The 22,029-nt window shown below is 72.7% G+C and carries 15 protein-coding genes and 1 pseudogene; 2 read left to right on the top strand and 14 right to left on the bottom strand.

Annotated features, from left to right (window positions below):
• Window positions 1-184: 184 nt before the first annotated feature.
• On the bottom strand, window positions 185-490 hold the full coding sequence (locus OG764_RS01765) for a hypothetical protein (protein WP_328966568.1): 306 nt from the start codon (window positions 488-490) through the stop codon (window positions 185-187).
• Window positions 491-820: 330 nt separating this feature from the next.
• Between OG764_RS01765 and OG764_RS01760 the strand changes: the two genes are divergently transcribed.
• Both OG764_RS01760 and OG764_RS01755 read left to right on the top strand, forming a co-directional pair.
• On the top strand, window positions 821-1,984 hold the full coding sequence (locus OG764_RS01760) for a YncE family protein (protein ID WP_328966567.1): 1,164 nt from the start codon (window positions 821-823) through the stop codon (window positions 1,982-1,984).
• The gene (locus OG764_RS01755; protein ID WP_328966566.1) at window positions 1,984-3,354 is read left to right on the top strand and encodes a tetratricopeptide repeat protein; all 1,371 of its coding nucleotides are present in this window, start codon (window positions 1,984-1,986) and stop codon (window positions 3,352-3,354) included. The genes OG764_RS01760 and OG764_RS01755 overlap by 1 nt, the downstream gene beginning before the upstream one ends.
• Before the next feature lie 163 nt (window positions 3,355-3,517).
• Here OG764_RS01755 and OG764_RS01750 read toward each other — a convergent pair.
• The 13 genes and pseudogenes from OG764_RS01750 to OG764_RS01690 all read right to left on the bottom strand — a co-directional run.
• Window positions 3,518-3,622: pseudogene (locus tag OG764_RS01750) on the bottom strand (AraC family transcriptional regulator); the annotation flags it as partial.
• Window positions 3,623-3,673: 51 nt separating this feature from the next.
• Window positions 3,674-4,141, bottom strand: coding sequence for a hypothetical protein (locus OG764_RS01745; RefSeq protein WP_328966565.1), 468 nt, complete (start codon window positions 4,139-4,141; stop codon window positions 3,674-3,676).
• A 29-nt stretch (window positions 4,142-4,170) separates the two neighbouring features.
• Window positions 4,171-6,783 carry a beta-propeller fold lactonase family protein gene (locus OG764_RS01740; protein WP_328966564.1) on the bottom strand — a complete coding sequence of 871 codons (2,613 nt, stop codon included), beginning with the start codon at window positions 6,781-6,783 and terminating at the stop codon, window positions 4,171-4,173.
• Window positions 6,784-6,875: 92 nt separating this feature from the next.
• On the bottom strand, window positions 6,876-9,485 hold the full coding sequence (locus OG764_RS01735; protein WP_328966563.1) for a YVTN family beta-propeller repeat protein: 2,610 nt from the start codon (window positions 9,483-9,485) through the stop codon (window positions 6,876-6,878).
• A gap of 166 nt (window positions 9,486-9,651) precedes the next feature.
• A complete protein-coding gene (locus OG764_RS01730) occupies window positions 9,652-10,266 on the bottom strand; it encodes a hypothetical protein (RefSeq protein ID WP_328966562.1) in 615 nt (204 codons plus the stop codon).
• A 92-nt stretch (window positions 10,267-10,358) separates the two neighbouring features.
• Entirely contained in the window at window positions 10,359-12,671 is a 2,313-nt protein-coding gene (locus OG764_RS01725) for a hypothetical protein (RefSeq protein ID WP_328966561.1), read from the bottom strand.
• Window positions 12,668-14,053, bottom strand: a complete 1,386-nt coding sequence (locus OG764_RS01720; RefSeq protein ID WP_328966560.1) for a hypothetical protein — start codon at window positions 14,051-14,053, stop codon at window positions 12,668-12,670. The genes OG764_RS01725 and OG764_RS01720 overlap by 4 nt, the downstream gene beginning before the upstream one ends.
• Window positions 14,046-14,516 carry a hypothetical protein gene (locus tag OG764_RS01715; RefSeq protein WP_328966559.1) on the bottom strand — a complete coding sequence of 157 codons (471 nt, stop codon included), beginning with the start codon at window positions 14,514-14,516 and terminating at the stop codon, window positions 14,046-14,048. Before OG764_RS01715 ends, OG764_RS01720 begins: the two co-directional genes overlap by 8 nt.
• Window positions 14,516-16,477 (bottom strand): hypothetical protein, encoded by a 1,962-nt coding sequence (locus OG764_RS01710; protein ID WP_328966558.1) that lies wholly within the window; start codon window positions 16,475-16,477, stop codon window positions 14,516-14,518. Before OG764_RS01710 ends, OG764_RS01715 begins: the two co-directional genes overlap by 1 nt.
• Window positions 16,461-17,042, bottom strand: a complete 582-nt coding sequence (locus OG764_RS01705; RefSeq protein ID WP_328966557.1) for a hypothetical protein — start codon at window positions 17,040-17,042, stop codon at window positions 16,461-16,463. Before OG764_RS01705 ends, OG764_RS01710 begins: the two co-directional genes overlap by 17 nt.
• The gene (locus tag OG764_RS01700) at window positions 17,039-17,533 is read right to left on the bottom strand and encodes a hypothetical protein (RefSeq protein ID WP_328966556.1); all 495 of its coding nucleotides are present in this window, start codon (window positions 17,531-17,533) and stop codon (window positions 17,039-17,041) included. The genes OG764_RS01705 and OG764_RS01700 overlap by 4 nt, the downstream gene beginning before the upstream one ends.
• A gap of 7 nt (window positions 17,534-17,540) precedes the next feature.
• Entirely contained in the window at window positions 17,541-19,082 is a 1,542-nt protein-coding gene (locus OG764_RS01695; protein ID WP_328966555.1) for a hypothetical protein, read from the bottom strand.
• Window positions 19,082-22,027, bottom strand: a complete 2,946-nt coding sequence (locus OG764_RS01690) for a hypothetical protein (protein WP_328966554.1) — start codon at window positions 22,025-22,027, stop codon at window positions 19,082-19,084. Before OG764_RS01690 ends, OG764_RS01695 begins: the two co-directional genes overlap by 1 nt.
• Window positions 22,028-22,029: the final 2 nt, after the last annotated feature.

The following is a 22,029-nucleotide window of genomic DNA, read 5'->3' as shown; positions in this document are numbered from 1 at the left end:
CCCGACCGATAACCCGGGAGGTCGCGTGGCGTCGGGGCGGGGGAGTGGTCCGACCTCGTGGGCCCAGGCCGCGGGACGTGGTGTCACCGAGCGTCAGGCCGGAAGGACGCGCGCCTGCCCGACTGGGGCGCCATCCGTGTCTCCGTACGAAGTTGATGCAGCCCCCTTGCGCGGAAGACGCGCGTCAGGAGCTGCCGCCGCTGACGCCAGGGGCGACGAAGCGCCGGTGCAGGGGGTGGAACTTCGGCTCGGGGTCGCTCTGGACGCCCAGTTCACCCTTGAGGACGGGGGCGATCCTGGCCTCGATGAACCGGTTGAAGTGGTCCTCCGACTCCCAGATGTCCATCACGTTGAGGCCGCCGTCGACGAACCAGGCGGTGTGCAGCACGCACCCGTCCGGTGCATCCTCTTCCCAGCGCACCTTCCGACGCACCGCGTCGTACACATCGGGTGTGATCTCGGGCCAGGAAAAGGTCATCACGACTGCCATGGAGTGTCCTCTCGACCGCGTGGACGCCCGCGGCCGGACGGCACACGGGATCGCACTGCGAAGCTAAGCCGCCGGCATCGCCGGTGCACTCCAGGGCGTCCATCCGAGAAGGGCCAGATGCCGGCGCGCAGAACGATCTCGGGCAGCCGGCCGGCCCGGCGCCCAAGCCGCCGGTGGCGGTGTGGCCGCAGTTGGCCCATGTGGGTGAGGTCGGATTGAAGCGACGCATCGTAGCGAGTCGCGCCCCGTTTGCGGAGGCCGTCCGGTGGGCCAGTCTGGAAGGGAAGGATCCGGGCAAGACCGCACCGTCATTTTGGAGTTGAACCGCTCATGCCCGAGGAAGACTCCCCGCAACGCGACACCGTGCGACAGGACTCGCAGCAGCACGACACCGTGCGGCAGGAGACCCCGCACGGCCCCTCGCACGGCACCCCGAAGGAAGACCCGCCGCCGCTCCCGGCGATCCCGGTGGCGGGGGAGCCGTGGCGGCTGGTGTTCGCCCCCGACGGGAGCCACGCCTACGTGGCCGTGTCGGCACCGGCGGGCGGCGGTGGCGGTGCCGGCGGCGGCGGTGGCAGCGAGGGCCGGGTGGCCGTGATCGACACGGCCGCCGGCGTGGCCGTCGCCGACATCCCCCTGGGCAACCTGTTCCTCGGACTGCTCGGAGGCGACCTTGCCGTGACCCCGGACGGCCGTCATCTCTACGTGACGGGCGGCCGGGACACGGTGACGGTGGTCGACACCGCCACACGCCAGGTGGCGGCGAGGATCCCCCTGCCGGCGGGCTTCGCGCTCGCGACGGGCGTGGCTGTCGGCCCCGACGGGCGGCAGGCATACGTACTGGCGCAGGAGAACGAGGGGGGTGCCGGGGTGATGTGCGTGATCGACACGGCCTCCCGGACGGTCGACCGTCTGATCCGAGGCCTGTCCTTCGAACCCTTCGGGGTGGACCTCACCCCCGACGGCCACCATGCGTACGTGAGCCACTTCGGTGATTCCGGCATGCTCGTGGACCTCGCCACCGGCTCGGCCGAGGTTCTTCCGTTTCCCTTCGAGGGTGCGTTCCGGCTGGCCGTCACCCCGGACGGCACACGCGGGTACGTGGGCAGGGACCACAACGACGACCTGTTCGCGACGGACCTGAAGACCCACGCCGTGACCGCCGTCGTCCCCACCACGCGCAACGTCGCCGACGTGATCGTCACACTCGACGGGCGACTCGTCTACGCCTCACAGTCCGGGGGCCACGGGCCCGGACCCAACATGATGGTGATCGACGCGGCCACGGCCCGGCCCGCGTGCTGTCCCGCCTCCTGGGACAACGCACAGCCGCGCGGCATGGCGGTCACCCCGGACGGGAAGAGCGTGTACGTGACCGACTCGCGCCTCCACAAGGTCCTCGTCGTGCCCGTTCCGGATCCAGTTCCGGATTCCGTTGGGAATCCCGTTCCGGATGTCCTTCCCGACGCGCCGTCCGGGCGAGGTGATCGCTGATGGTGACCGACCGGTACGGCAACCCCCTGCACGAGTGCACCCGGGAGACGGCCGGCCACCTCGACCGTGCCGTCGACGCGCTGCTCCATTTCCGCCCCGGGGTGGAGCCGGCCGTCGCGGACGCCCTCGGCAGCGGGCCCGCCACCCCCGTAGCCCACTCCTTCGCCGCCTACCTCGGAATGCTGGGGACCGAGCCCGCCGAGGCCGTCACGGCCCGGCGGCGGTTCGACGGGTACGTGGCCGGCGTGGACGTGGCCGCCCTGCCCGTGCGGGAGCGCCTGCACGTCGCCGCGGCCGGGGCCTGGCTGGCCGGAGATCTGCGGCGGGCCGCCGGGCTGCTGGAGGAGTTGTCCCTGGCGTGCCCGAGGGACCCGCTCGCCCTGGCTGTCGGGCACCAGCTGGACTTCTTCACCGGGGACGCCGTCCGGCTGCGCGACCGCATCGGGGGAGCCCTGTCCGCCTGGGACACCGCCGACCCCCACCGGAGCCTGCTGCTGGGCATGTACGCCTTCGGACTGGAGGAGTCGGGCCACTACCGGCGGGCCGAGGAAGCGGGGCTCGCCGCAGTCGAACAGGACCCCCACGACGTCTGGGCCATCCACGCCGTGGTCCACACGTACGAGATGCAGGGACGCGTGTCCGAAGGCATCGGCTACCTCGACGCCCGCCGTGAGCACTGGGCGCGGGACAACTACCTGGACGTCCACAACTGGTGGCACTACGCGCTGTACGCCCTGGAAGCCGAGGACACCGACGCCGCGCTGCGCATCCACGACGCCTCCCTCCACCACGACGCATCAGCCGGACTGGCCATGGAACTGCTGGACGCCGCAGCCCTGTTGTGGCGGATCCGGCTCGCCGGGGTGCAGACCGCCGCCCGCTGGGAGGCACTGGCCGACGCGTGGGCCGCGCGCGCCGACCCTCCCTTCTACGCGTTCAACGACGTGCACGCCGTCATGTCCTACGCCGGCGCCGGCCGGTTCGGCGAGGCCGCGCGGCTCATCGCCGACCGGCGGCGCTGGCTGGAGCGGGAAGGCCACGAGACGGTCACCAACCGGCGGATGACCGCCGAGATCGGCCTGCCCGCGTGCGAGGCGCTGCTCGCGCACGCCCGGGGCGATCACACCACCGTCGTGGACCTGCTGTGGCCACTGCGCCGCAGGCTGCACGAGTTCGGAGGCAGCCACGCACAGCGCGACGCCCTCCAGCAGACCCTCATCGACTCCGCCCTCCGCTCCGGGCGGCACGACCTGGCCCGCGTACTCATCAGCGAACGGACCGGCCTGCGGCCCGACAGCTCGTACAACCGGACGGCCCGGGCCCGCCTCGCCGACGTCCTGGGCGAGGCCCCCCATGCCGGAACCCGCTGACCTCGCCACTCCACGGGTACGGGCGGGGCCCACCGGGCCGGGCTCCGCTCAGCACGAGGCGGGCGGGGGACGGGCGCAGGACGGCGGAGCCGGCACAGCGGTGGGGGTCGACCCTCGACTCGGCTGAGCCCCCGCGGCGGCGCCCCGGGTACCGGGGTGCGGGTCAGCGCAGTGCGGCCTCGCCCTCGCGGACGGCGCGCAAGGCACGCTCGACGCTCTCCGCGTTCTCGCCGACCGGGGCCACGTAGCCGATGACGTCACGTGCGGCCCGGCGCCGCCAACCGACCCTGTTCCTCTGTGAGGACGCGGTGCAGGGCGCCTACGCGGAGTGCAGTGCGGCGGGCTCTCCGGGGGAGGAGAAGGAGGCTTTTCCCTCCTTCTTCGAGCCCGTCGTCCGCTCGGGGTCCGGCTTCTGCTGCGGGTCCTGGGCGGGCTTTTCGAAGGTGAACGTGGCGACGAACTCGGTGCCGCTCAGCACGAGCGGCTCGCCGCCTCCGGCGGCGGTGTCCTCGGCCTTCCGGGACTTGTTCGCCTCCTTGAGCGTGAAGGAGATCGTTCCCTTCCCGGGGGTGGCGAACACGCCGGCGGTATAGGTGAAGGTCGCCTTGAGTGTCTTCTCGATGTCCTCCGGCAGGCAGGCGGCGCGACCGCCCACCCGGACGTGCGGGCTCGATCCCGTCACCCGCAGCGGCGGATCGGGGGGCACGACGGTGTACGTCGCCACGGGGGGGACCTCGGGCGGTTTTACGGTCACCAGATCCCCGTCGAGGACCACGGGTTCGGCCATGGGTCACCTCCCAGCGGTGCACTGACAAATCAAAGGTCCACCATCGACAGCGTGTCCGAGCCGGTGTTGGCCACGTACGCCCGGCGGCCGTCGGAGGCAAAAGCGACCCCGTGCGGGGCGTTGCCCACCGGGACCGGCTCGCCGACCGTCCGCAGGGCCGCGGTGTCGACCAGGACCAGGCACTTCGCGGCAGGGACGGTGACGAGCAGGAGCTTCCCGTCCCCCGAGAGAGCCAGTCCGTGCGGCGGGCCGGGCAAGGACACGGTGGCGGTGACGGCGAGCGCGTCGGGGTCGGCCACGAGCAACTGGTCTGCGCCCGCGTCGGCCACGAACAGCCGGGTGCCGTCGGCGCTGACGGCCACCGCTGCCGGGGCGACCCCGACCGGGGTGGGCGTACCGACGACCGTGGCGGTGTCCGTGTCGACGACGGTGACGGTGGCGGAGTCGGAGGCGGCCACGTAGAGCCGTTTGCCGTCGGGGGAGACGGCCGCGCCCAGCGGGGTGCTGCCGACGGGGACGGGGTCGCCGATCACGGTCCGGGTGGCCGTGTCCACGATGGACGCCGTCCCCGCGCCGTTGTCGGTGACGTAGAGGCGGCTGCCGCCGGGGCCGAGGGCCAGGGCGTGCGGCTGGCCGCCCACGGGGATCGGGGTCCCGGTCAGGGTGTTGGTCCGGGTGTCGATCACCGAGACCGTGCCGGATCCGGAGTCGGCCACGTACGCGAGTCCGTTGGCGGCCACCAGGCCCACGGGGCGTTTGCCCACCCGGATGCGGGCCGGGCCCGCGTCCACCACGCAGAGGTGGTTGAAGCCGGAGACGGCGACGCAGGCGCTCCGCCCGTCGGGGGTCAGAGCCACGTCCTCGGGCTGGAAGCCGACCGTGGTCGTGCCGGTGACCTTCCGCGTCTGGGTGTCCACGGTGACCAGGGTTCCGGAACCGGCCGCGGCGACGTACAGCCGGCGTCCGTCCGCGCTCACCGCCATGCCCATGGGCCGGCGCCCGACCCGGGGGACCTGCTCGCCGGTCACCTTGCGGGTGGCCGCGTCGATGACGGTCACATTGCCGGAGTCCCGGTGGGAGACGTACACGCGCTGCCCGTCCGGTGCCACGGCCACGCCCCACGGGAACTTCGCCACCGCGATGGTGCCCAAGGCCGTGCGGCTGCCGGTGTCGATCACGCTCACACTGGCCGATTCGAGGTTCGCCACGTACAGGTGTCCGCCGGGCGTCAGGGCGAGGCCGTGAGGAAGGCGTCCCGTCGGGAAGGACTCGACGATCCCGCCCGGTCCGCTCGGGTCGATCACCAAAACGGCGTCCGCCCGCCCATCGGTGACGAACAACCGCGACCCGTCCGGGGTGGTGGCGACGCCCCCGACCGATCCGGCGAATCCGGCCACGCTCGTGGTCAGAGTGATCGGGGGGCCGGGGGTCATCCGGAACCAGCTGTCGTCGCCGACCGCAAAGAGGCTCTTCCCGTCCGCGGTCATGGCCATCGCGGCGACCGCACGGGACAGGAGGACCTCCCCGACGACCGTGTTGGTCTTGAGGTCCACCACCTGGACGGATTTCGCGATCCGGTTGCCCACGTACGCGCGGCTGCCGTCGGGTGCCACGACCACCGCGCTCGGTTCGCGACGGCAGGCGATGCGGGTGTCCGCGGTGGCGACGACGGAGACGGAGTCGTCACCGGAGGCGGTGACGTACACACGACGCCCGTCCGGTGCCGCCACGCCCTCCGGCCGCGTGCCGACCGCGACGCGCATCGAGTCGGTGAGGAAGGGCACCACCGCGCGCGCCTCGCGGTCGGTGGCGTAGCCGCGGCGGCCGTCGGCCGTCAGGACGATCCGGAAGGGGGCGCCACCGATCGGCACCGTACGGACGATCTTCAGGCTGGCGGTGTCCAGGGACGTGATCCCGTCGAAGGCGATCGGGCACACGTACAGGCGCCTGCCGTCCGGTGACAGCCGGAGGTCCTTGGGGAAACCGGCCACCGCGACCGTCGCGATGACGCCGAGCGTGACGGAGTTGATCACGGAGATCTTGTGGTCTTCCAGAGCGGCGACGAAGACCCGGCTGCCATCGGGGGAGACGGCCAAGGCGCTCGGAGCGTCTCCCACCGGGACGGGCCCGGCGAACGCGATGTCGGCGCCGGTGTCGATCACCGTCACGGTGCCCCCGCCGGCGTTGGCGACGTAGACGCGCAGGCCGTCGGGGGAGACGACCAGCCGGGAGGGCTTGGAGCCCACCGGGATCTCGCGGATCTTCTTGCCCAGGTCGGTGTCGATCACGACCACGGCGTCCAGGGATTCGACCGCCGCGTAGATGCGGCGTCCGTCCGGGGTGACGGCGAGGGATCCGGGCTTCCCCCCGACGTCGATGGTCCGGGTCCTCTTCTGCGTGGCGATGTCCATCTCGGACACGCCCGCCGTGCCGTTGAGGATGTACAGACGCTTGCCGTCGGGATGGGCCACGAGGTCGCCGGGCGTTCCGACGAACGTCCCCAGCAAGCGGTCGTCGGCGGTGTCGATCACGGAGACCGTGGAGGTTCCGCCGGTGACGAAGAGCGTGCGTCCGTCCGTGGACAGCGCCAGGAAGAGGGACGACTGGCCGAGCGGAATGGGAGCGGTGCCGGTGTTCACCACCCGTCCAGGATGGAGCGCCTTCCGACGCTCGGCAATTTCAGTGTGATCGGGCGTGGCCACCCCGGGCGCTCCCGCCCGCGGGGAGGCGCTGCTCAGCAATCGACCACCGAGACCGTGTCCGACGCGGCGTTCGCGACGTACGCCCGGCGGCCGTCCGGGTCGAGCGCGACCCCGTGCGGGGAACTGCCGACCGGGATCGGGGGCTCGGACGGGGCGAGGGTGGCGGTGTCGACCAGGACCAGGCACTTCTCCGCGGGGACGGTGACGAGGAGGCGTTTCCCGTCTGAGGAGAGAGCCAGTCCGTGCGGGGGGCCGGGCAGCGTGACGGTGGCGGTGACGGCGAGCGTGGCGGCGTCGGCCACGAGCAGCTGCTCCTTGCCCGCGTCGGCCACGAACAGCCGGGCGCCGTCGGCGCTGACGGCCACCGCTGCCGGGGCGACCCCGACCGTGGCGGGCGTACCGACCACGGTGCCGGAGTCCGTGTTGACGACGGTGACCGTGGCTGCGTCGGAGGCGGCCACGTAGAGCCGTTTGCCGTCGGGGGACACCGCCGCGCCCAGCGGGGCGCTGCCCACCGGGACGGGCGTACCGACCACCGCCCGGGTGGCCGTGTCCACGATGGACACCTGCCCCGAACCGGAGTCGGTGACGTAGAGGCGGCTGCCGCCGGGGCCCAGTGCCAGGGCGTGAGGCTGGCCGCCCACGGGGATCGGGGTCCCGGCCAGGGAGTTGGTCCGGGTGTCGATCACCGAAACCGTCCCGGACCCGGAGTCGGCCACGTACACGAGCCCGTTGCCGGCCACCAGGCCCACGGGGCGTTCGCCCACCCGGATGCGGGCCGGGCCCAGGCCCACCACGCAGAGCTCGTCCGATCCGGAGGCGGCGACGCAGGCGCTCCGGCCGTCGGGGGTCAGGGCCACGTCCACGGGCCGGAAGCCGACCGCGGTCCGGCCGATGACCGCCCGCGTCTGCGTGTCCACGGTCACGAGGAGTCCGGAGACGGATGCGGCGACGTACAGCCGGCGTCCGTCCTCGCTCACCGCCATGCCCTTGGGCTTGCGGCCGACCCGGATGGGCTGGCCGATCACTTTGCGGGTGGCGGTGTCGATGACGGTCACGGTGCCGGAGTCCCGGTGGGAGACGTACACGCGCTGCCCGTCCGGCGAGGCGGCCACGCCCCACGGGAACTTCGCCACCGCGATGGTGCCCAGGACGGTGCGGCTGCCGGCGTCGATGACCGTCACGCTCGCCGATTCGAGGTTCGCCACGTACAGGTGCCCGCCGGGCGTCAGCGCGAGTGCCTCCGCATCGACACCCACCGGGATGGGCGGGAGGGAGTCCGTGAACGCGGCCAGGTCGAACACGGCCACGTTGGCCGTGCCGGCCTGGGCGATGAAGATGTGTCTCCCGTCGGGGGCCACGGCCACGTCCTGGGCGCCGTCCACCACTCCGCCCGCGCTCAGGAACTCCGACACCTGGGGGCCGAGGCCCAGCACGGAGAAGCCGTCGTCGCCGGCCGCGCAGAGCAGCTCGCCGTCCGGGGTCATGGACATCCCGCTGATCTGACGGGACAGGGAGACCTCCTCCACCACCGTGTTCGTTTCGAGGTCCACCACCGACACGGTCTTCGCGGTCCGGTTGCCCACGTACGCGCGGCTGCCGTCCGGTGCCACGACCACGGCGTTCGGCTCGCCGCGGCAGGGGATGCGGGTGTCCGCGGCGGTGACCGCGGAGACGGAGTCGTCACCGGAGGCGGTGACGTACACGCGGCCTCCGCCGAGTGCCGCCACCGCCTCCGGCCGGGTGCCGGCCGGGACGGGCACGGAGCTGGCGAGGAAGGGCACCACCGTGCGCGCCTCGTGGTCGGTGGCGTAGCCGCGGCGGCCGTCGGCGGTCAGCACGATCCGGAACGGGGCGCCGCCGATCGGCACCGTACGGAGGACCTTGAGGCTCGCGGTGTCGACGACGGTGATCCCGTCGATGTCGCTGGGGCACACGTACAGCCGCCTGCCGTCCGGTGACAGCCGGAGGTCCTGGGGGAAGCCGGCCACCGGGACCGTGCCGACGACCCCGAGGGTGGCGGCGTCGATCACGGAGACCTTGTTGTCGAGCAGGGAGGCGGCGAAGACCCGCCTGTTGTCGGGGGAGACGGCCACGGCGAGGGGGAACTTCCCCACCGGCACGGGGCTGTCGACGACGGTGTCGGTGCCCGTGTCGATAACCGTCACGCTGCCCGCCTCGACATCGCACACGTACGCGCGCAGCCCGTCGGGGGAGACGGCCACCCGGGAGGGCTCGGGGCCCACCCCGATCTGGCGGATCTTCTTCCCGAGCCCGGTGTCGACCACGGCCACGGCGCGCAGGGAGTCGACGGTCGCGTAGATGCGGCGCCCGTCCGGGGTGATGGCGAGGGATCCTGCTCTCCCCCCGACGTCGATGGTCCGGCTCACCGTCTGCGTCGCGACGGCCACCTCGATCACGCCCGCCGCCGCGTCGGCGATGTACAGACGCTTGCCGTCGGGATGGACCACGATGTCGCCGGGAGCCCCGTTGAACGTGCCCAGCAGCCGGTCGTCGGCGGTGTCGATCACGGAGACGGTGGACGGTACGCCGGTGACGTAGAGCGTGCGTCCGTCCGTGGACAGCGCCAGGCTGACGGGCGACTGGCCGAGCGGAATGGGATCGGTGCCGGTGTTCACCACCCGTCCAGGATGGAGCGCTCACCAGGGGTCGGCAATTTCACCGGTCCACCACCGAGACCGTGTCCGAAGCCGCGTTCATGACGTACGCACGGCCGCCCTCCGGGGCGAGGACGACGCCGTGGGGTGAGTCGCCGACCGGGACCGCGGGGCCCCGGACCGGGGTCGGTCATGCCGGTTCCGTGTACGTCACCTTGAAGCCGGTGAGGGCCATGGTGTCGCCCGTCGCCGCCCCGTCGGTCTGGGCGAGGATGAAATAGCCCGCCTTGGCGTCGACCACGGCGTTCGCCGGATCGGGGGCCTTCTCCAGGGTGAAACTGCCGCTGGGCTGTGCGACGAGCTGGACGACCTTCACCTCGCCGCCGCCGGCGAGGTTGCGCCGGACGAGATCGAGCTTCAGCCGACCCACACCGGAGCAGGTGCCGAACGCATGGAACCGCGTGATCGTGCCCCCGGCCGGCAAGGACACCGGCACCGCCCCCTTCGCCACCTCGGCCGCGGCCCCCTTGCGCGCCTCACCAGGGGTGGAATGGTCCCATCCGACGGATCCGACCGTGGTGAGCAGGGGGGCGATGGCCACGCTCCGGGCCGCCCCGCCGACCGCCACGAGCGAGTCCAGCGCCGTGCTGACCGCCGCGAAGCGGCTGCCGATGGTGTCGAGGTCCGCCTCCAGCATCTGGAACCGGACGTTGAAGCCGTTGTCCCCAGCCGCCGCGACCCGGTCCACCGCGTCGATCCACGGTCGGTGCTTGAAGGTCCGCTGGAACGAGATCCCGAAAGCCATGGCACCCAGGGTGCTCCGGCCCCCCACGGCCTGCCACCGGAACACCCCGGCCTTGCTCCACCTGCGTCAGCCCCCGTCCCCCGGGTGCCCCGTCAACCGTCGTCCCCCACCTTCCGCGGCCTCCGGTAGCGGTGGTACGTACGGGATGCGCCCAGGGCCCCGGCCGTACCGCCGGTCTCCGTTCCGAAATCGAGGTGGCTGCGGCGCAGCTCCACCGTGTCGATCTCGATGCCCAGCGGGCACAGGGTCTCCAGCAGGTTCATCACGTAGCCGTACTGGTTCCGGTCGAGCCGCACCCCCTCCGGCAGGTCCACCTTCACCCCGTACGGCTCCGCCAGCCCCCGGCGCGCACGTGCCAGGCACACCAGCAGTGCCAGCCCTCCGTCCGCGCCCGCGGCCACCCCGGCCCGGCCGCCCGTGGCCGCCGTCAGTGTCAGCGGCTCCTCGGACGCCGGCAGGCCGGTGGCGTACCAGCGGAACTCCGCCGGCGGCGCCTCCCCCTGCTTCGGCGGCCTGCCCGGCATCAGAGCGACCGCCGCCAGAAGCAGCATCCGGTTCCCCGGCCCGTCCCACACCCCCTGCACACTGTAGAAACCGCCGTCCAGGAGGGCCTGCGCCCGCCGCTCCACTTGGGCGCGCAGCGCCTCCCCGGTGCCCAGACCGGTCAGCTGGGCCTTCGTGAACGGATACGCGACCACCTGGTCCGGTACGACGAGGTCCAGCAGCTCGCGCGCGAAGGCCGAGCCGCGCCCGGCCAGCAGCCCGCCGGCCACCAGCGGGGCCGCCTCGGGCGGCGGGACCGTGCCTTCCGCCGCGGCCACCGCCCGTACCACCGTCTCCAGTGCGGCGCCGGTCAGCGGGGTCGGCACCTGGCCCAGCTGCCGCTGCGGGAACAGCTCCGCGGCCCGCCGCACCGCCTCCGCAGCCAGGACGTGGAGTCCGCCCGTACGCGTGTCCCCGCTGTGGCGGGCCTCGAACACGGCGGACCCGCGCGCGGCCAGCTCCGGCGGCCCGGTCACGGTCAGCCCCGACATCGGCAGGGGTGACACGAACACGGCCCCCTCGCCGAACGCGTGGACGGTCTGCAGACCGCAGGGCGCCGCGAGCCAGCGCCCGACCGGATCCTGGGCGAACGGCCGCGGAACCAGGCTGCGGGCCAGCGCCCCCAGTTCGGTGCCCTGCTGGGCCAGGGCCCCGACCTTCGAGGCCATCGCCGCCAGCCGCTGCTCCCCGAACGCGTCGAGCGTGGCACCCAGCCCCAGTTCGTGCAGGGGGTCGGGCTCCTCCACGTAGGCCCGGCGCAGCGTCACCGGCTTGGTGTCGCCCAGCGCCCGTACGAGCCGCACCAGGCGGGCCAGCGCCTCCGCGAGCCCAGGCGCCAGATGGCGGACGGCCGGCGGCCCGGCCGGACGGACGACCTGGGCCGGGTCCGCCAGCACCTTCCGGGCCTCGTCCAGCCGGCGCCGCCGCCCGGGCGGCAGCTCCTCGGGCACCGGGGCGTTCAGGTCGAGCAGGTGCAGGCTGCGCAGCATCTGGTGGAACCGGGACCGGCGGGCCGCGCCCTGCGCACCCACGTGGACCAGCCGGGTCGCCAGGGCGAGGGGGTTCTGTTCCTCCACCACCCGGAAGCGCGCGGTGACCCCGACCCGGGAGGGCAGTCCGGTATTGGGCGCACCGTCCGGACCCGGCCCGTTGAGGGCCTCCACCACCGTGGGCCGGGTGGGCAGCCGCCACGAGGTGAAGATCGCCAGTCGGCTGCGGTAGGGCGCGTCCTCCTCGCCGGGGAGCCGCGGGACGGCGAGGTCCCGGCCGAGGGAGTCGAGGGCCCCGGAGAAGGCAAGTCCGGCGTGCCGGCAGGCGCCGATCTCCCTGGCCTGCCGGATGATGCGCTGCTTCTCCAGGGTGGCCAGAAACGCGAGCCGGGCCAGCAGCCCTTCGAGCAGCACTCCCTCGACGAGCTCGCCCGCCTCCTGCGCGGACAGCTCGGAGCCGCGGACGGCCTCGGCGGGCACCTCCGCGTGGCAGGCCGGGGCCGGCACGCGGTGCACCTTCACCGCCACCTTGAACGGACCGCCCGACGGCGGGAGGAAGGCGGGCAGCAGGGTGCCGGCTCCGGAGAAGGGGGCGAAGACCACCACCGGCAGTTCTTCCGCGGCCCCCTCCGGCCGGCACCGGACCACCACGGCCTCGTCGGCCAGCGGCCGCCGCAGCCGCAGCAGGAGCACCGGTTCGTGCAGGGGCGGTGCCCCGGGGGCAGGGAGCACCCCGGCGGCGGTGGTCAGCACGCCCCCGGTCAGCGGGAGCGTACGCTGCCCGGCACCCGCGGCGTACACCGGCGGAAGGGCGGCGAGCCCGCTCTCCAGCCCGGAGGCGACGAGCAGCCGTTCGTCGGGTCGCAAGCTCATGTGATCACGATCTCCACCAGTGCGTCGACGAGTTGGGCGACCTCCTTGGGGCTGACGGTCACGTCCTCCTCGGCCGCCAGCTCCTGGAACTTCGGCGGGGGGCCGGCCGGATCGAAGGGCAGCTGGGGCGGGAAGCGGCGCAGCCGCAGCCCGCGGGCGTCGACGACACCCGATTCCTCCATGGCCGACCAGAGGATCTCGCTGTAGCGCACCGGCTCGCCCATGCCCAGGGCCTGGACCCGCCGCCGTACCCGGTCCAGGATCCGGCCCTTGAGGGCGGCCGCCTCGGGGGAGGCGACGGCGTCGGGGCGGCCGGCGGGGATCGGCAGCCCTTCCACCGAGATCTTGCAGGTGAATCCCACGGACACCTCGCCGGCCCGGTCGATGTTGGGCGCGACGCCGACGGGCCGGACCTGGTCGATCGCGGCCGCCACCCGTTCGGCCAGCTGCCCCGGGCCGTCCCAGAGCGCGCCTTCTTCCGGTGCGACGAGCACGGTGAAGAAGTGCGGGTTGCCGAGGCTGCGCTCCTGCGAGAACAGCCGTTCCAGGAAGGTGAAACTGCCGAAGATCGGTTTGTCGATGTCCAGTCCGCCGTACAGGTCGTGCACCAGGGCCTGGCGGACCCCCGGGACCAGGGACACCACGATCCGGACCGCCTCCGGGGTCCACAGGTTGCGCGGGTAGGCGAGCAGCAGTTCGCGGTAGCGGGAGTCGCTCCAGTACGTGCCCCCGCCGTCGGTGGCGGTGGTGTGCGTGACGGTCACCAGCGGTGGGCCGCCCGCCGACAGCTTCCGCACGAGGTCCGTACGCGGGTCCAGCGGATTGAAACCGCCCACTTCCTTCGCCGCCGCATCGTGGCCGGGACCGGGTTCGAAGGCGCGGACGGCCACCGTGGCCACCCGGCCGGTGTTGGTGAGCGTGGCCGGCTCGTCGGTGAAGTAGTCGTGTCGGTTCGCGGTCAGCAGCCGGGTCCCGCGGGGCAGCACCAGCGCCGGCACCTCGGGCGGCAGGGTGCCCACGAGGTCGAAGGCGACCTGCCCGCCGGCCCGGTGGTGCGGCCGGGGCAGCCCCAGTTCGGCGCCCAGCCGGGTCAGCGCGTCGCCCGTGGCCGTGCTGACGCGGGTGTCCTCGTAGGCGAGGGCGAGGTGGACCCAGGAGCGGGCCTCCTCCAGGGCGATGATCTCCAGGATCTTGCGCAGGGCGCTGCCCGCCGTCAGGTCCACGTCGGAGCCGAACAGCACCTGGGCGGCGGCCTTCTTCTCCTCCAGCAGCCGGGCCAGTGGTTTGGGCACGAACCCTTCGGGAGTGATCCCGAAGGGTTTCCCGGAGCCGCTGATCCGCACCAGCTCCTGCAGATCGGTGACCTGTACGTCCTCAGGCATCGGCGGTGACCTCCCCGATCACGGTGTGCAGTGCGCTGCCGAGGACCGTGCGCAGGACGGCGTTCACCTGCCAGCGGCGACTGCCCTCCTTCTCCTCGGCAAGGGTGAGTTCGACGACCTCGGCCACCCGGGCGTCCGCGGCGAGGGTGCGCAGCACGGACAGCCGCAGCAGCTCCAGCGTCATCGGCGGGGTCAGCCCCCGGGTGAGCACCCGGAGCCCGTCGAAGCCGAAGTCCACGTGGAAGGGATCGGTGCCGGGGGCGGTGAGCAGGGCGATGCCCAGGCACTGCGCCAGGTTCTCGGCGCCCTCGACCACGGCGAGGTCCCGACCGCCCGCGCTGCTGGTGAACACCAGGTCGTGGCCGATGCTGCCGGCCCCGACCGGGGCGAGGGCGATCCCGTGGCCGAGCACGCGCCGCTCCAGAGCGGCGCCCTCGCGGGAGGAGGAGACACCGGAGGCCATCAGACCACCTCCACCGTGGTCTGCGTACGGAGGGTGATCTTGTTCGCGGCCAGGGTGAGGTCCTCGTCCGTGCCGATCTCGATGTTGCCCTTGTCGTCGATGCAGATCCGGGCGTTCCCCTTGGCGCTTTCGATCACCACCCGGTTGGCGTCGGCATCGTCCGGGCGCTCGCCCACCGGCTTCATCAGCGCCTCGCCGATGCTGATCCGCAGGCCGCGGACCTGGATCACCCGGCCGCCCGTCCCGTCGATCAGGTCGTGGCTGGCCGCACCGCTGGGGCGGGGCGCCGTCGCCGGGTCCCCGGCCGATTCGCCCGAATCCCCGGTACCCGCCAGGTTGGTGGGCAGGCTCAGCCACCAGTCGCCCAGGTGCGAGCGCGGCGCCGCGCCCGCCTCCCACAGCGCCCCGCTGACCACCGCGTTCTGCCGGTCCCCCCGGTAGTGCAAGCTGATCACGCGCATCCCGGGGTAGTGGGGGACCACCAGGCCCGTCCCGCCGAACGCGTACGGGGTCAGGTACGGCTTGTCCGCCAGCCGGGCGGGCGTCTCGGCAGGCTGCGCCCGGGCCGGCACGTTCGGCGCCGGGGTCTCGGCCAGCCCCTCGTCCAGCACCAGGGTCTGTGCCGCCACCTCGTGGCCGTCGCGGACCGTGGGCGCGACGTCCTGCCGGCGGATCAGGCCCACCTCGTGGAACCGCTGCTCCGCACCGGCCCGGCGGCGCTGCCCGGCCATGGCCGATGCGAGGCGGGTGACCTCGTCGCCGCTGCCGGAGCGGGGATGCACCGCCGGCCGCTCGTCCTCGAAGCGGAGTTCGACGGTGAGCCGGGTGACGAACCCCTCCGCCGGGCTCAGCCGGTGGTGCACGCCGATCACCCCGTACTCCTTGAGGTCCGGCGGTGCGGCCGCCTTGAAACCGGCCGCCACCCCCGCCACGGCGTCGCCCAGCGGCCCGAGCGCGGAAGTGGCGAGGGTCCCCGTCATCGCGGCGGGCGAGGGGTTGGGCAGGTCCGCCCGCACCACGTCCCCCACGCCGATGTCGGGCCGCCCCAGCAGGGTCAGGTCGAACCTCCGCACGGGCGGCGCGGCGAAGGGCGAGTCCTCGGGGACTCCATCCGGGTCCGGTTCCACCACCGGACGGCTCTCCACCAGCCCGGTCGCCGGGGTCAGCTCCCAGCTCCGGCCGCCTTCCACGGGCTCGCGCCAGTACCCCACGTGGAGCTCCCCGGCGCGCAGGAACATCGGCACCTCCAGCGTGCCGCTCCCGCCGTGGGACAGCCGCGCCAGCTCCCGCAGCGCCTGGACCACCGAGCCGTCCGCGCCGATGTCGAACTCCCCGTCGAGGTCGATGTCCGCGCCCGCGCCCCGGACCGGCACGTTCACCTTCCGGTTCTCCGTGCAGAGCCCGGTGGCGTAGCCGACCACGGTCCGCGCCGCCTGTTCGGTGTCCAGCTTGGGCTTCTGCACCTGCATCCGGTGGTAGGCGGCATCGATGCCGGAGAAGCGGGCGCGGTACGTGAACTCGCCGTGGGTGCGCTCCACCGACAGCACCCGGCCCTCCAGCACCGCGTGGAAGCCGTCGTCCTTGCCGTCGAGCCCGCCCGGCGGCGGGGCCCCCAGCGCGGCGAGCGCCGAGCGCACGAACCCCCGTTTGAGGTCCCACCAGCCCAGCCGGATCTCCACGTGCACGTAGTTGCCGGCCGCGATGGCCGCGTACTCCTTGTCGGGCAGCCCGTCGAGGACGATCTCGAACGTCGCGCCCCGCAGCGTGTCGTCGGCGTCGACCTTCACCTCCAGCCGGTGGCCGACGTGCGTCAGCAGCAGCGGCTCGGAGGTGCGGTCGGGGAAGCCCTCGTCGTCCTTGTGGAAGACCAGGGCCCACCCGGCCTGGAATCCGATGACCGGCTCGCTCGCCGCCCCGGCCGCCGACATGGCACCGGAGGTGACGCTAGACAAGGAGGTCATAGGGGCTCCCTTCGTCCGCCCGGCCGGGCCGGGGCGGCGGGGGACTGCCGCCGCCGCGTTCGCGGAAGCCCGCCAGGATGCGGCTTCCCACCTCGGCCGGCTCCACCAGTGCCCGGGCGGCGAGGACGAGTTCGGCCACGAGGATCTCGATCACGAGGGCGTGCTCCGCCGAGCTGCCGAAGGCCATCGGCCGCCCGACCACCACCGGCGCCGACCCGATCAGGCGGCCCGCCTCCAGCACCACGAGGTACGGGCGGACCGCCGCGGAATCCAGAGCGTCCGGTACGGGCGCGGTCAGCCCGGCACGGGTTCCTTCCCGCAGCCGTGCCCAGACTTCCGGCGAGGTTCCCCGGGGCGGGCCCGGCCGGGGGGCGGACTCCGCGCGCCCGTCCACGACGGTCCGCGCGGGCTCGGCGGTCAGCGCCCCCACGAGGTCGGCGGTCAGCGCGACCAGAGTGACCGTCAGGGCCCGCCGTCCCGCCCGGACGTGCACCCGCTGGGGCATCCCCAGCGCCGCGTTGAAGGGCAGGGGCTCGAAGCCTGCCGGGAGTACGAGGGTGGTCAAAGGAACTCCGTCGCCGTCGAGGCCGCGAGCATCCCCGCGTCGGTCAGCAGGTCGACCGGGCCCGGGGGTGCCACGTGCTGGAGTTCGATGTTCACCTCGATGGTGTCGAGCCGCTGCGAGGACGCGGCGAAACCGAGGCTGGTGACGTGCATGTTCATCCGGACGGTCATGCGCGTGGCCAGGATCAGCCCGGAGACCTTCCCGCCGGTGAAGCGGCCGATCGCCCCGCCCCGCTTGGCGAAGTCGGCCATCAGCTCCAGCCCCTGCTTCCAGGCGTGCCGCTGCGGCCCCACCAGCAGGGCCGTGAGGCTGGCGGTCTCGCTGGCGTTGCCCACGGCCGCCCGGAACGAGGGCGTGCCGATCGGCGGGAGCGTGTAGCGCGAGCTGACGGCGAGCCGCTGCACCGCGAACAGCGGCACCACCAGCAGCCCGTCGGTGATGATCGCCGAGGGCAGGCTCTGGAACTCGTCGAGGGTCGATGCGGAGCTCATGTCACTCTTACTCCTTCACCCGGATCTCCATGGTCAGGTCCGCGCCCAGGGGGATCTGTACATCGGCCTGCAGGACGTCCTGGAAGGCCTTCTGCAGTTCTTTGGAGTTGGTCACCCACACCACGCCGCGCAGCCCGTTCTCCCTGGCGAACGCCAGCTGCCGTTCCATCTGGCCGACCACCGAGATCCCCACCCTCTCCTCGTAGACGGCGATCAGTTCGCGCGAGGTGACCGGCACCGGCGGGCGCATTTCCCTGGCCACGTCCTCGGTGGTGTCGCGCAGCCAGGGGGTCTCCCGGAACGGCAGACCGCCCTGGATCTCGTCAGGCACGGGCTTTTCCTTCTTCTTCGCGGTCTTCCCAGGGTCCCCTTCCGCAGGCTTGGTCTCCGCGGGCTTGGCCTCCGACGGCTTGGTCTCCGGTGCTTTGGTCTCCGGCGCCTTCTTCGCCGGCGCCTCTTCCTTTCCGGCCGCGCCGGACTTCCCCTCGGCGGCCGGTTTCTCCTTCTTCACGTTTCCCGGCGATTCCCGGCCCTTGAAGTGATGGGACTTGGACGGCGCGACGTGCGTGTGCTTGGCGTCGTAGACGTAACCGTCCACGATCCCGTCGATGCCGACCGTGGGGTGACCGCGCACCTCGCTCTTGAGGTTGGCCGTCCATTCGAACGAAGAACCCGTCACCTCGGCCTGGAAGACGCCTGCTTCGACGTTCGGACCGCTCTTGGGGACCACCGACCCGGGCTTGAGCTTCCCTTTCGCCACGAGGATCGCGATGGCCATGCGGTTGCGGGCAGCCAGATTGTCCTGCCCGGCCAGCACCGACCTCACGGCGGAGAGGACCGGATCTGGAGCCCCTCGTTCGAACAACGCCACGTAACTCTGGGCCGCCGCGGTCACCACGTGCGACTGGCGGCCGTAGTCTTGCGCCTCGAGCGGCTCGTTGGGCGCATACTTGCCTGTCCCGGTGCGTTGCGGCACCACCGGTTCCGGCGGTGCGGTCTCGATCGCCTTGAAGAGCCGTTCCGCGCCCGACGCGACGGCTGCGCTGGTGCCCGCGGCCGGGCGCGGCGGGCCGATCGCGGGGGGCCCGCCCTTGCCGATCGGAGCGTAGGAGCGGGGCAGCCCGCTGAGGGCCTCCATTTCGTTGCGCATCAGCGTCTGCAGGCCGTGCTCATCGGTCTTGAGCATGAACAGCAGCTCGTCCCGGAAGGTGGCGAGTTCGTCGAGGGCACCGATCAGCGTGCTCAGGTCCACTGACTGTGCGGGGCTCGGCCGGGAGGTCTGCGGCTCCTTGGAGTGCAGGGCGTCGAGGTCGTCCAGGAGGTTGTTGAGCGCTTGTTCCATCTTGTTGCGCGTGGCGGTGAGCCTGGTCACGTGCGCCCCGACCACCCGGAGCATGACGCGTTCGATCATGTTGTTGAGGGTGCGCTGGGAGAGGGTGGCTCCGTGCACGACCGCGAGAATGCCGACGGCCGTCCTCACTCCGGAGTGGTTCTGGGCGCACTGGCGGATCTGTTGCACCAGCTGCGGTCGGTCGATCGTGTAGGTCATCAGTTCTTCCCGTCCGGTTCCCAGGTGCCGTGCATGACGCCCTTGTCACGGGCCCAGGCCTCGACGGCGGGTCCCACCAGCCGGGACATGGCCTCGTCGATCACCTGCATCACCACGGCCTGTGTGACGGCCTGCTTCAGGGCGTGTTCGAGCAGCTCGTCCGCCATGTTTTTCACCAGCTGGCGCCGCACGCTCGCCGCCGCCATCCGCGCACCGGCCCGCCGGCCCACCTTCCACACCTGCGCGGCCCGGCCCACGATCGCCTTGGCGCCCCCGCCGATCTGATGGAGGTCGAACACGGAGAACGCGAGCCCGATGGCGGCCGACAGCTGCTCGGCCTGGACCTCCTGCCAGTGCAGCAGCGCCTCCGGGTCCATCACGGACTGGTAGAGCCGGCCCTTCTCCTGGGCCCCCAGATAGTCCGAGACCGCCAGTGACACGGACACCGCCCCGGTGATCAGGCCCGCCGCCGCGGCCCCCAGCGGGGCGCAAAGCAGGCCCAGCACGAGCACGCCCACCGAGGCGAAGGCCTTGACGGCCACATCGACCTGGTACTTGCGGCCGAGCGCCAGGTTCACCCCGTCGACGTACTCCTGGAGCGCTCGGGCGTGCGGCCTCAGTTCCTCGTCGGCCATGGCGTGGATGCCGGACAGCTTGAACCACAGGCCGCGCGCGTCGCGGTGCCTCTCTCCCTCGACCCTGCGGGAGACCTCCAGGGCGAAGAAGGCGCCGCCTTCCGGCTCGCCCGCCTTCTGCGTCATCTCCGTGTTGGCCTGTTCCATCTGGGCGAGGAGGCCCTTGAGGAACCTGCCGACCGAGGCGGGATCATGCTGGGCGGAGACGAAGACGTCCTCCAGGTTCCCGATCTGGAGGAAGAGCGGGTCCACTTGGTTGGCGAGGCCCCGCCGGGCGTTGATCCCGGTCTCCAGGTCCGGTGCCGTCCAGTTGCGCCCGCCGTGCACCGCCAGGTACACCACCCCGCCGCGTTCGATCCGGCTGTCGGCGAGCTCGGTCAGTGTGCGGGCGCTGACGTGGTCGATGGGAGCGGGGAGCAGGACCTCGGTTTCGTTCACGTACCGGCGCTCACGTACGGACAGCACCGAGTGCACCGGCCCCGTCGTGCCCGTCCGTTCGGCGTGCCGCAGGGCCGTGAGCAGCACCATCAGTTTCACGACGCTGCCGCCCAGCACGTCCAGCACCTTCGTGAAGTGCTGCACCGACTGCTCGGCGTGCGGCCCCTTGCGCTGCTCGATGGCGGAGCGGGAGGAGCGCAGTTGCTGGAGCAGCAGCACCCGGCAGGTTTCGGCGTACAGGTGCGTGCAGCCGTCCTTGAGGGTGGAGTGGACCTCCTTCAGGAAGTTCAGGCTCCAGCCGGCCGCGTGCGTGAGCGGCTGGCCGGCGCTCGGCCGGACCCTCTGGGCGTTGTCCGGCAGCTGGTAGACGAGCGCCACCTCGTCGGCCAGCTCGCGGACCGTACGGGCGGCCTCGGCCAGCCGGTGCATGAGGCCCAGTTCGGGGGCCTGTCCCGGCCGCAGGTGGAGGTAGCCGTTGTTGCCCTTGCCGTCGCTGCGGACCGACACCTGGGTGGTGACGGTGCTCTTCAGCGAGGCCAGGCCGACGGCGCGGGCCCGGGCGGAGATCACCTGGGCGCAGTTCAGTGTGAACATGCCCGCGTACGCGCATTCGGGCACGTCCAGGAGGCGGGCAAGGTGCCGCATCCCCGCGCCCAGCCGCTCCCCGGAGCGGGGCAGCGACCGCCACTCCGGTTCCCCCTCGTACGGGCTACACCCCAGGGTCTTGCCCGTGAGGCTCCTGGGCCAGGAGGGCTTGGGCGGCTTCGCTTCCTGCCGGGCCGACCCCGTGCCGGCCTGTGCGGGCTGTGCGGCCGCCGCGGCGGGCCGCGGGACGGCGGTCACGAAGCGGACCCGGGCCGGGACGATGTCCTTCATCACCGCCAGCAGCTTCCGGTCGGCGAACACCTCGCACAGCACACTGGGCCCCTTGGCCCCTTCCAGGAGCCGTTCGGCGTACCGGCGCCGGGCTTCCGCCCCGCGGAGCACATGACCCGCCGGCTCCCGGGCCTCGTCGAGGAGTTCCAGGAGCCGCTTCTCGATGGAATCCACCGTCCCGGGCCGGTCGGTCCGGATCAGGTCGTAGTACGGCGCGAGCCCGCCGGCCGAGGACAGCACCGACCGGGCATCGGCCCCGCCCTGCTCCAGGCCCAGCAGCGGGAACGCGTGACATTCCGTGCCGTAGGTGCCCTCGAGCGTTCCGTCCTTCAGGACTTGGGTCACGTTGGTGATCCAGGCGAGGGCCGGGATGACCTTGCCGTCGTACCTGACCAGCCCGGCATAGCCCGGGTGGCCGTGCTCCTCCGGCTTCCACACCGCCCCGTGCCGGTCCAGGTGCGCCACCCACGCGGCGTGCAGGGCCTCCTTTTCGGACAGGATCTCACCCACGTACGGCCGGTACACCCAGTCCTTCCGGTCGCCCTGCCGGTGCCACAGCGGAACTGCCACCTCCGCCCCGCCGTGGTCGTACGAGGGGATCCGGTACGTGGCCTCCGGCGCCCCGCCCCCGCTCGCGTCCGCGCCCACGCGCCGCGAATCCAGCGGCTCTTCCGCCGGAACACCGCTCCGCGGCGCGGGGGTTCCGCGCCGGCGCAGCAGGCCCGAGGCGGACACCGCGTACTCCAGCCCGCGCCGTACGGCCTCGGCGGCGTGCTCCCGCACCCCCTCGGCAGGCGTCAGGCCCGTGAACACCAGGGGCTCGCGGTGCACCACGACCGGTCGGCCGGTCCCCCGGACGTCGACCACCTCACGGCGGGCGGTCTCCAGGGCACGCCGGCAGGCATCGCCCACCGCCTGCTCCAGCAGCACCAGTTCGCGGGCCGTGACCGGCTCCACCAGCCGGACGTGCAGCGGGACGTGCACATGAACGGGCACCC

Source organism: Streptomyces sp. NBC_00239 (assembly GCF_036194065.1).
Classification (GTDB): Bacteria; Actinomycetota; Actinomycetes; order Streptomycetales; family Streptomycetaceae; genus Streptomyces.
The sequence above is the reverse complement of the archived record's forward strand: the minus strand, read 5'-3'. Positions and strand labels throughout refer to the sequence as shown.

Coding starts and splice junctions, on each gene's coding strand:
- OG764_RS01730 (WP_328966562.1), bottom strand. CDS start 10,266: ATGGCTTTCGGGATCTCGTTCCAGCGGACCTTCAAGCACCGACCGTGG.
- OG764_RS01695 (WP_328966555.1), bottom strand. CDS start 19,082: ATGACCTACACGATCGACCGACCGCAGCTGGTGCAACAGATCCGCCAG.
- OG764_RS01715 (WP_328966559.1), bottom strand. CDS start 14,516: ATGGCCTCCGGTGTCTCCTCCTCCCGCGAGGGCGCCGCTCTGGAGCGG.
- OG764_RS01760 (WP_328966567.1), top strand. CDS start 821: ATGCCCGAGGAAGACTCCCCGCAACGCGACACCGTGCGACAGGACTCG.
- OG764_RS01755 (WP_328966566.1), top strand. CDS start 1,984: ATGGTGACCGACCGGTACGGCAACCCCCTGCACGAGTGCACCCGGGAG.
- OG764_RS01725 (WP_328966561.1), bottom strand. CDS start 12,671: ATGAGCTTGCGACCCGACGAACGGCTGCTCGTCGCCTCCGGGCTGGAG.
- OG764_RS01700 (WP_328966556.1), bottom strand. CDS start 17,533: ATGAGCTCCGCATCGACCCTCGACGAGTTCCAGAGCCTGCCCTCGGCG.
- OG764_RS01745 (WP_328966565.1), bottom strand. CDS start 4,141: ATGGCCGAACCCGTGGTCCTCGACGGGGATCTGGTGACCGTAAAACCG.
- OG764_RS01710 (WP_328966558.1), bottom strand. CDS start 16,477: ATGACCTCCTTGTCTAGCGTCACCTCCGGTGCCATGTCGGCGGCCGGG.
- OG764_RS01720 (WP_328966560.1), bottom strand. CDS start 14,053: ATGCCTGAGGACGTACAGGTCACCGATCTGCAGGAGCTGGTGCGGATC.
- OG764_RS01765 (WP_328966568.1), bottom strand. CDS start 490: ATGGCAGTCGTGATGACCTTTTCCTGGCCCGAGATCACACCCGATGTG.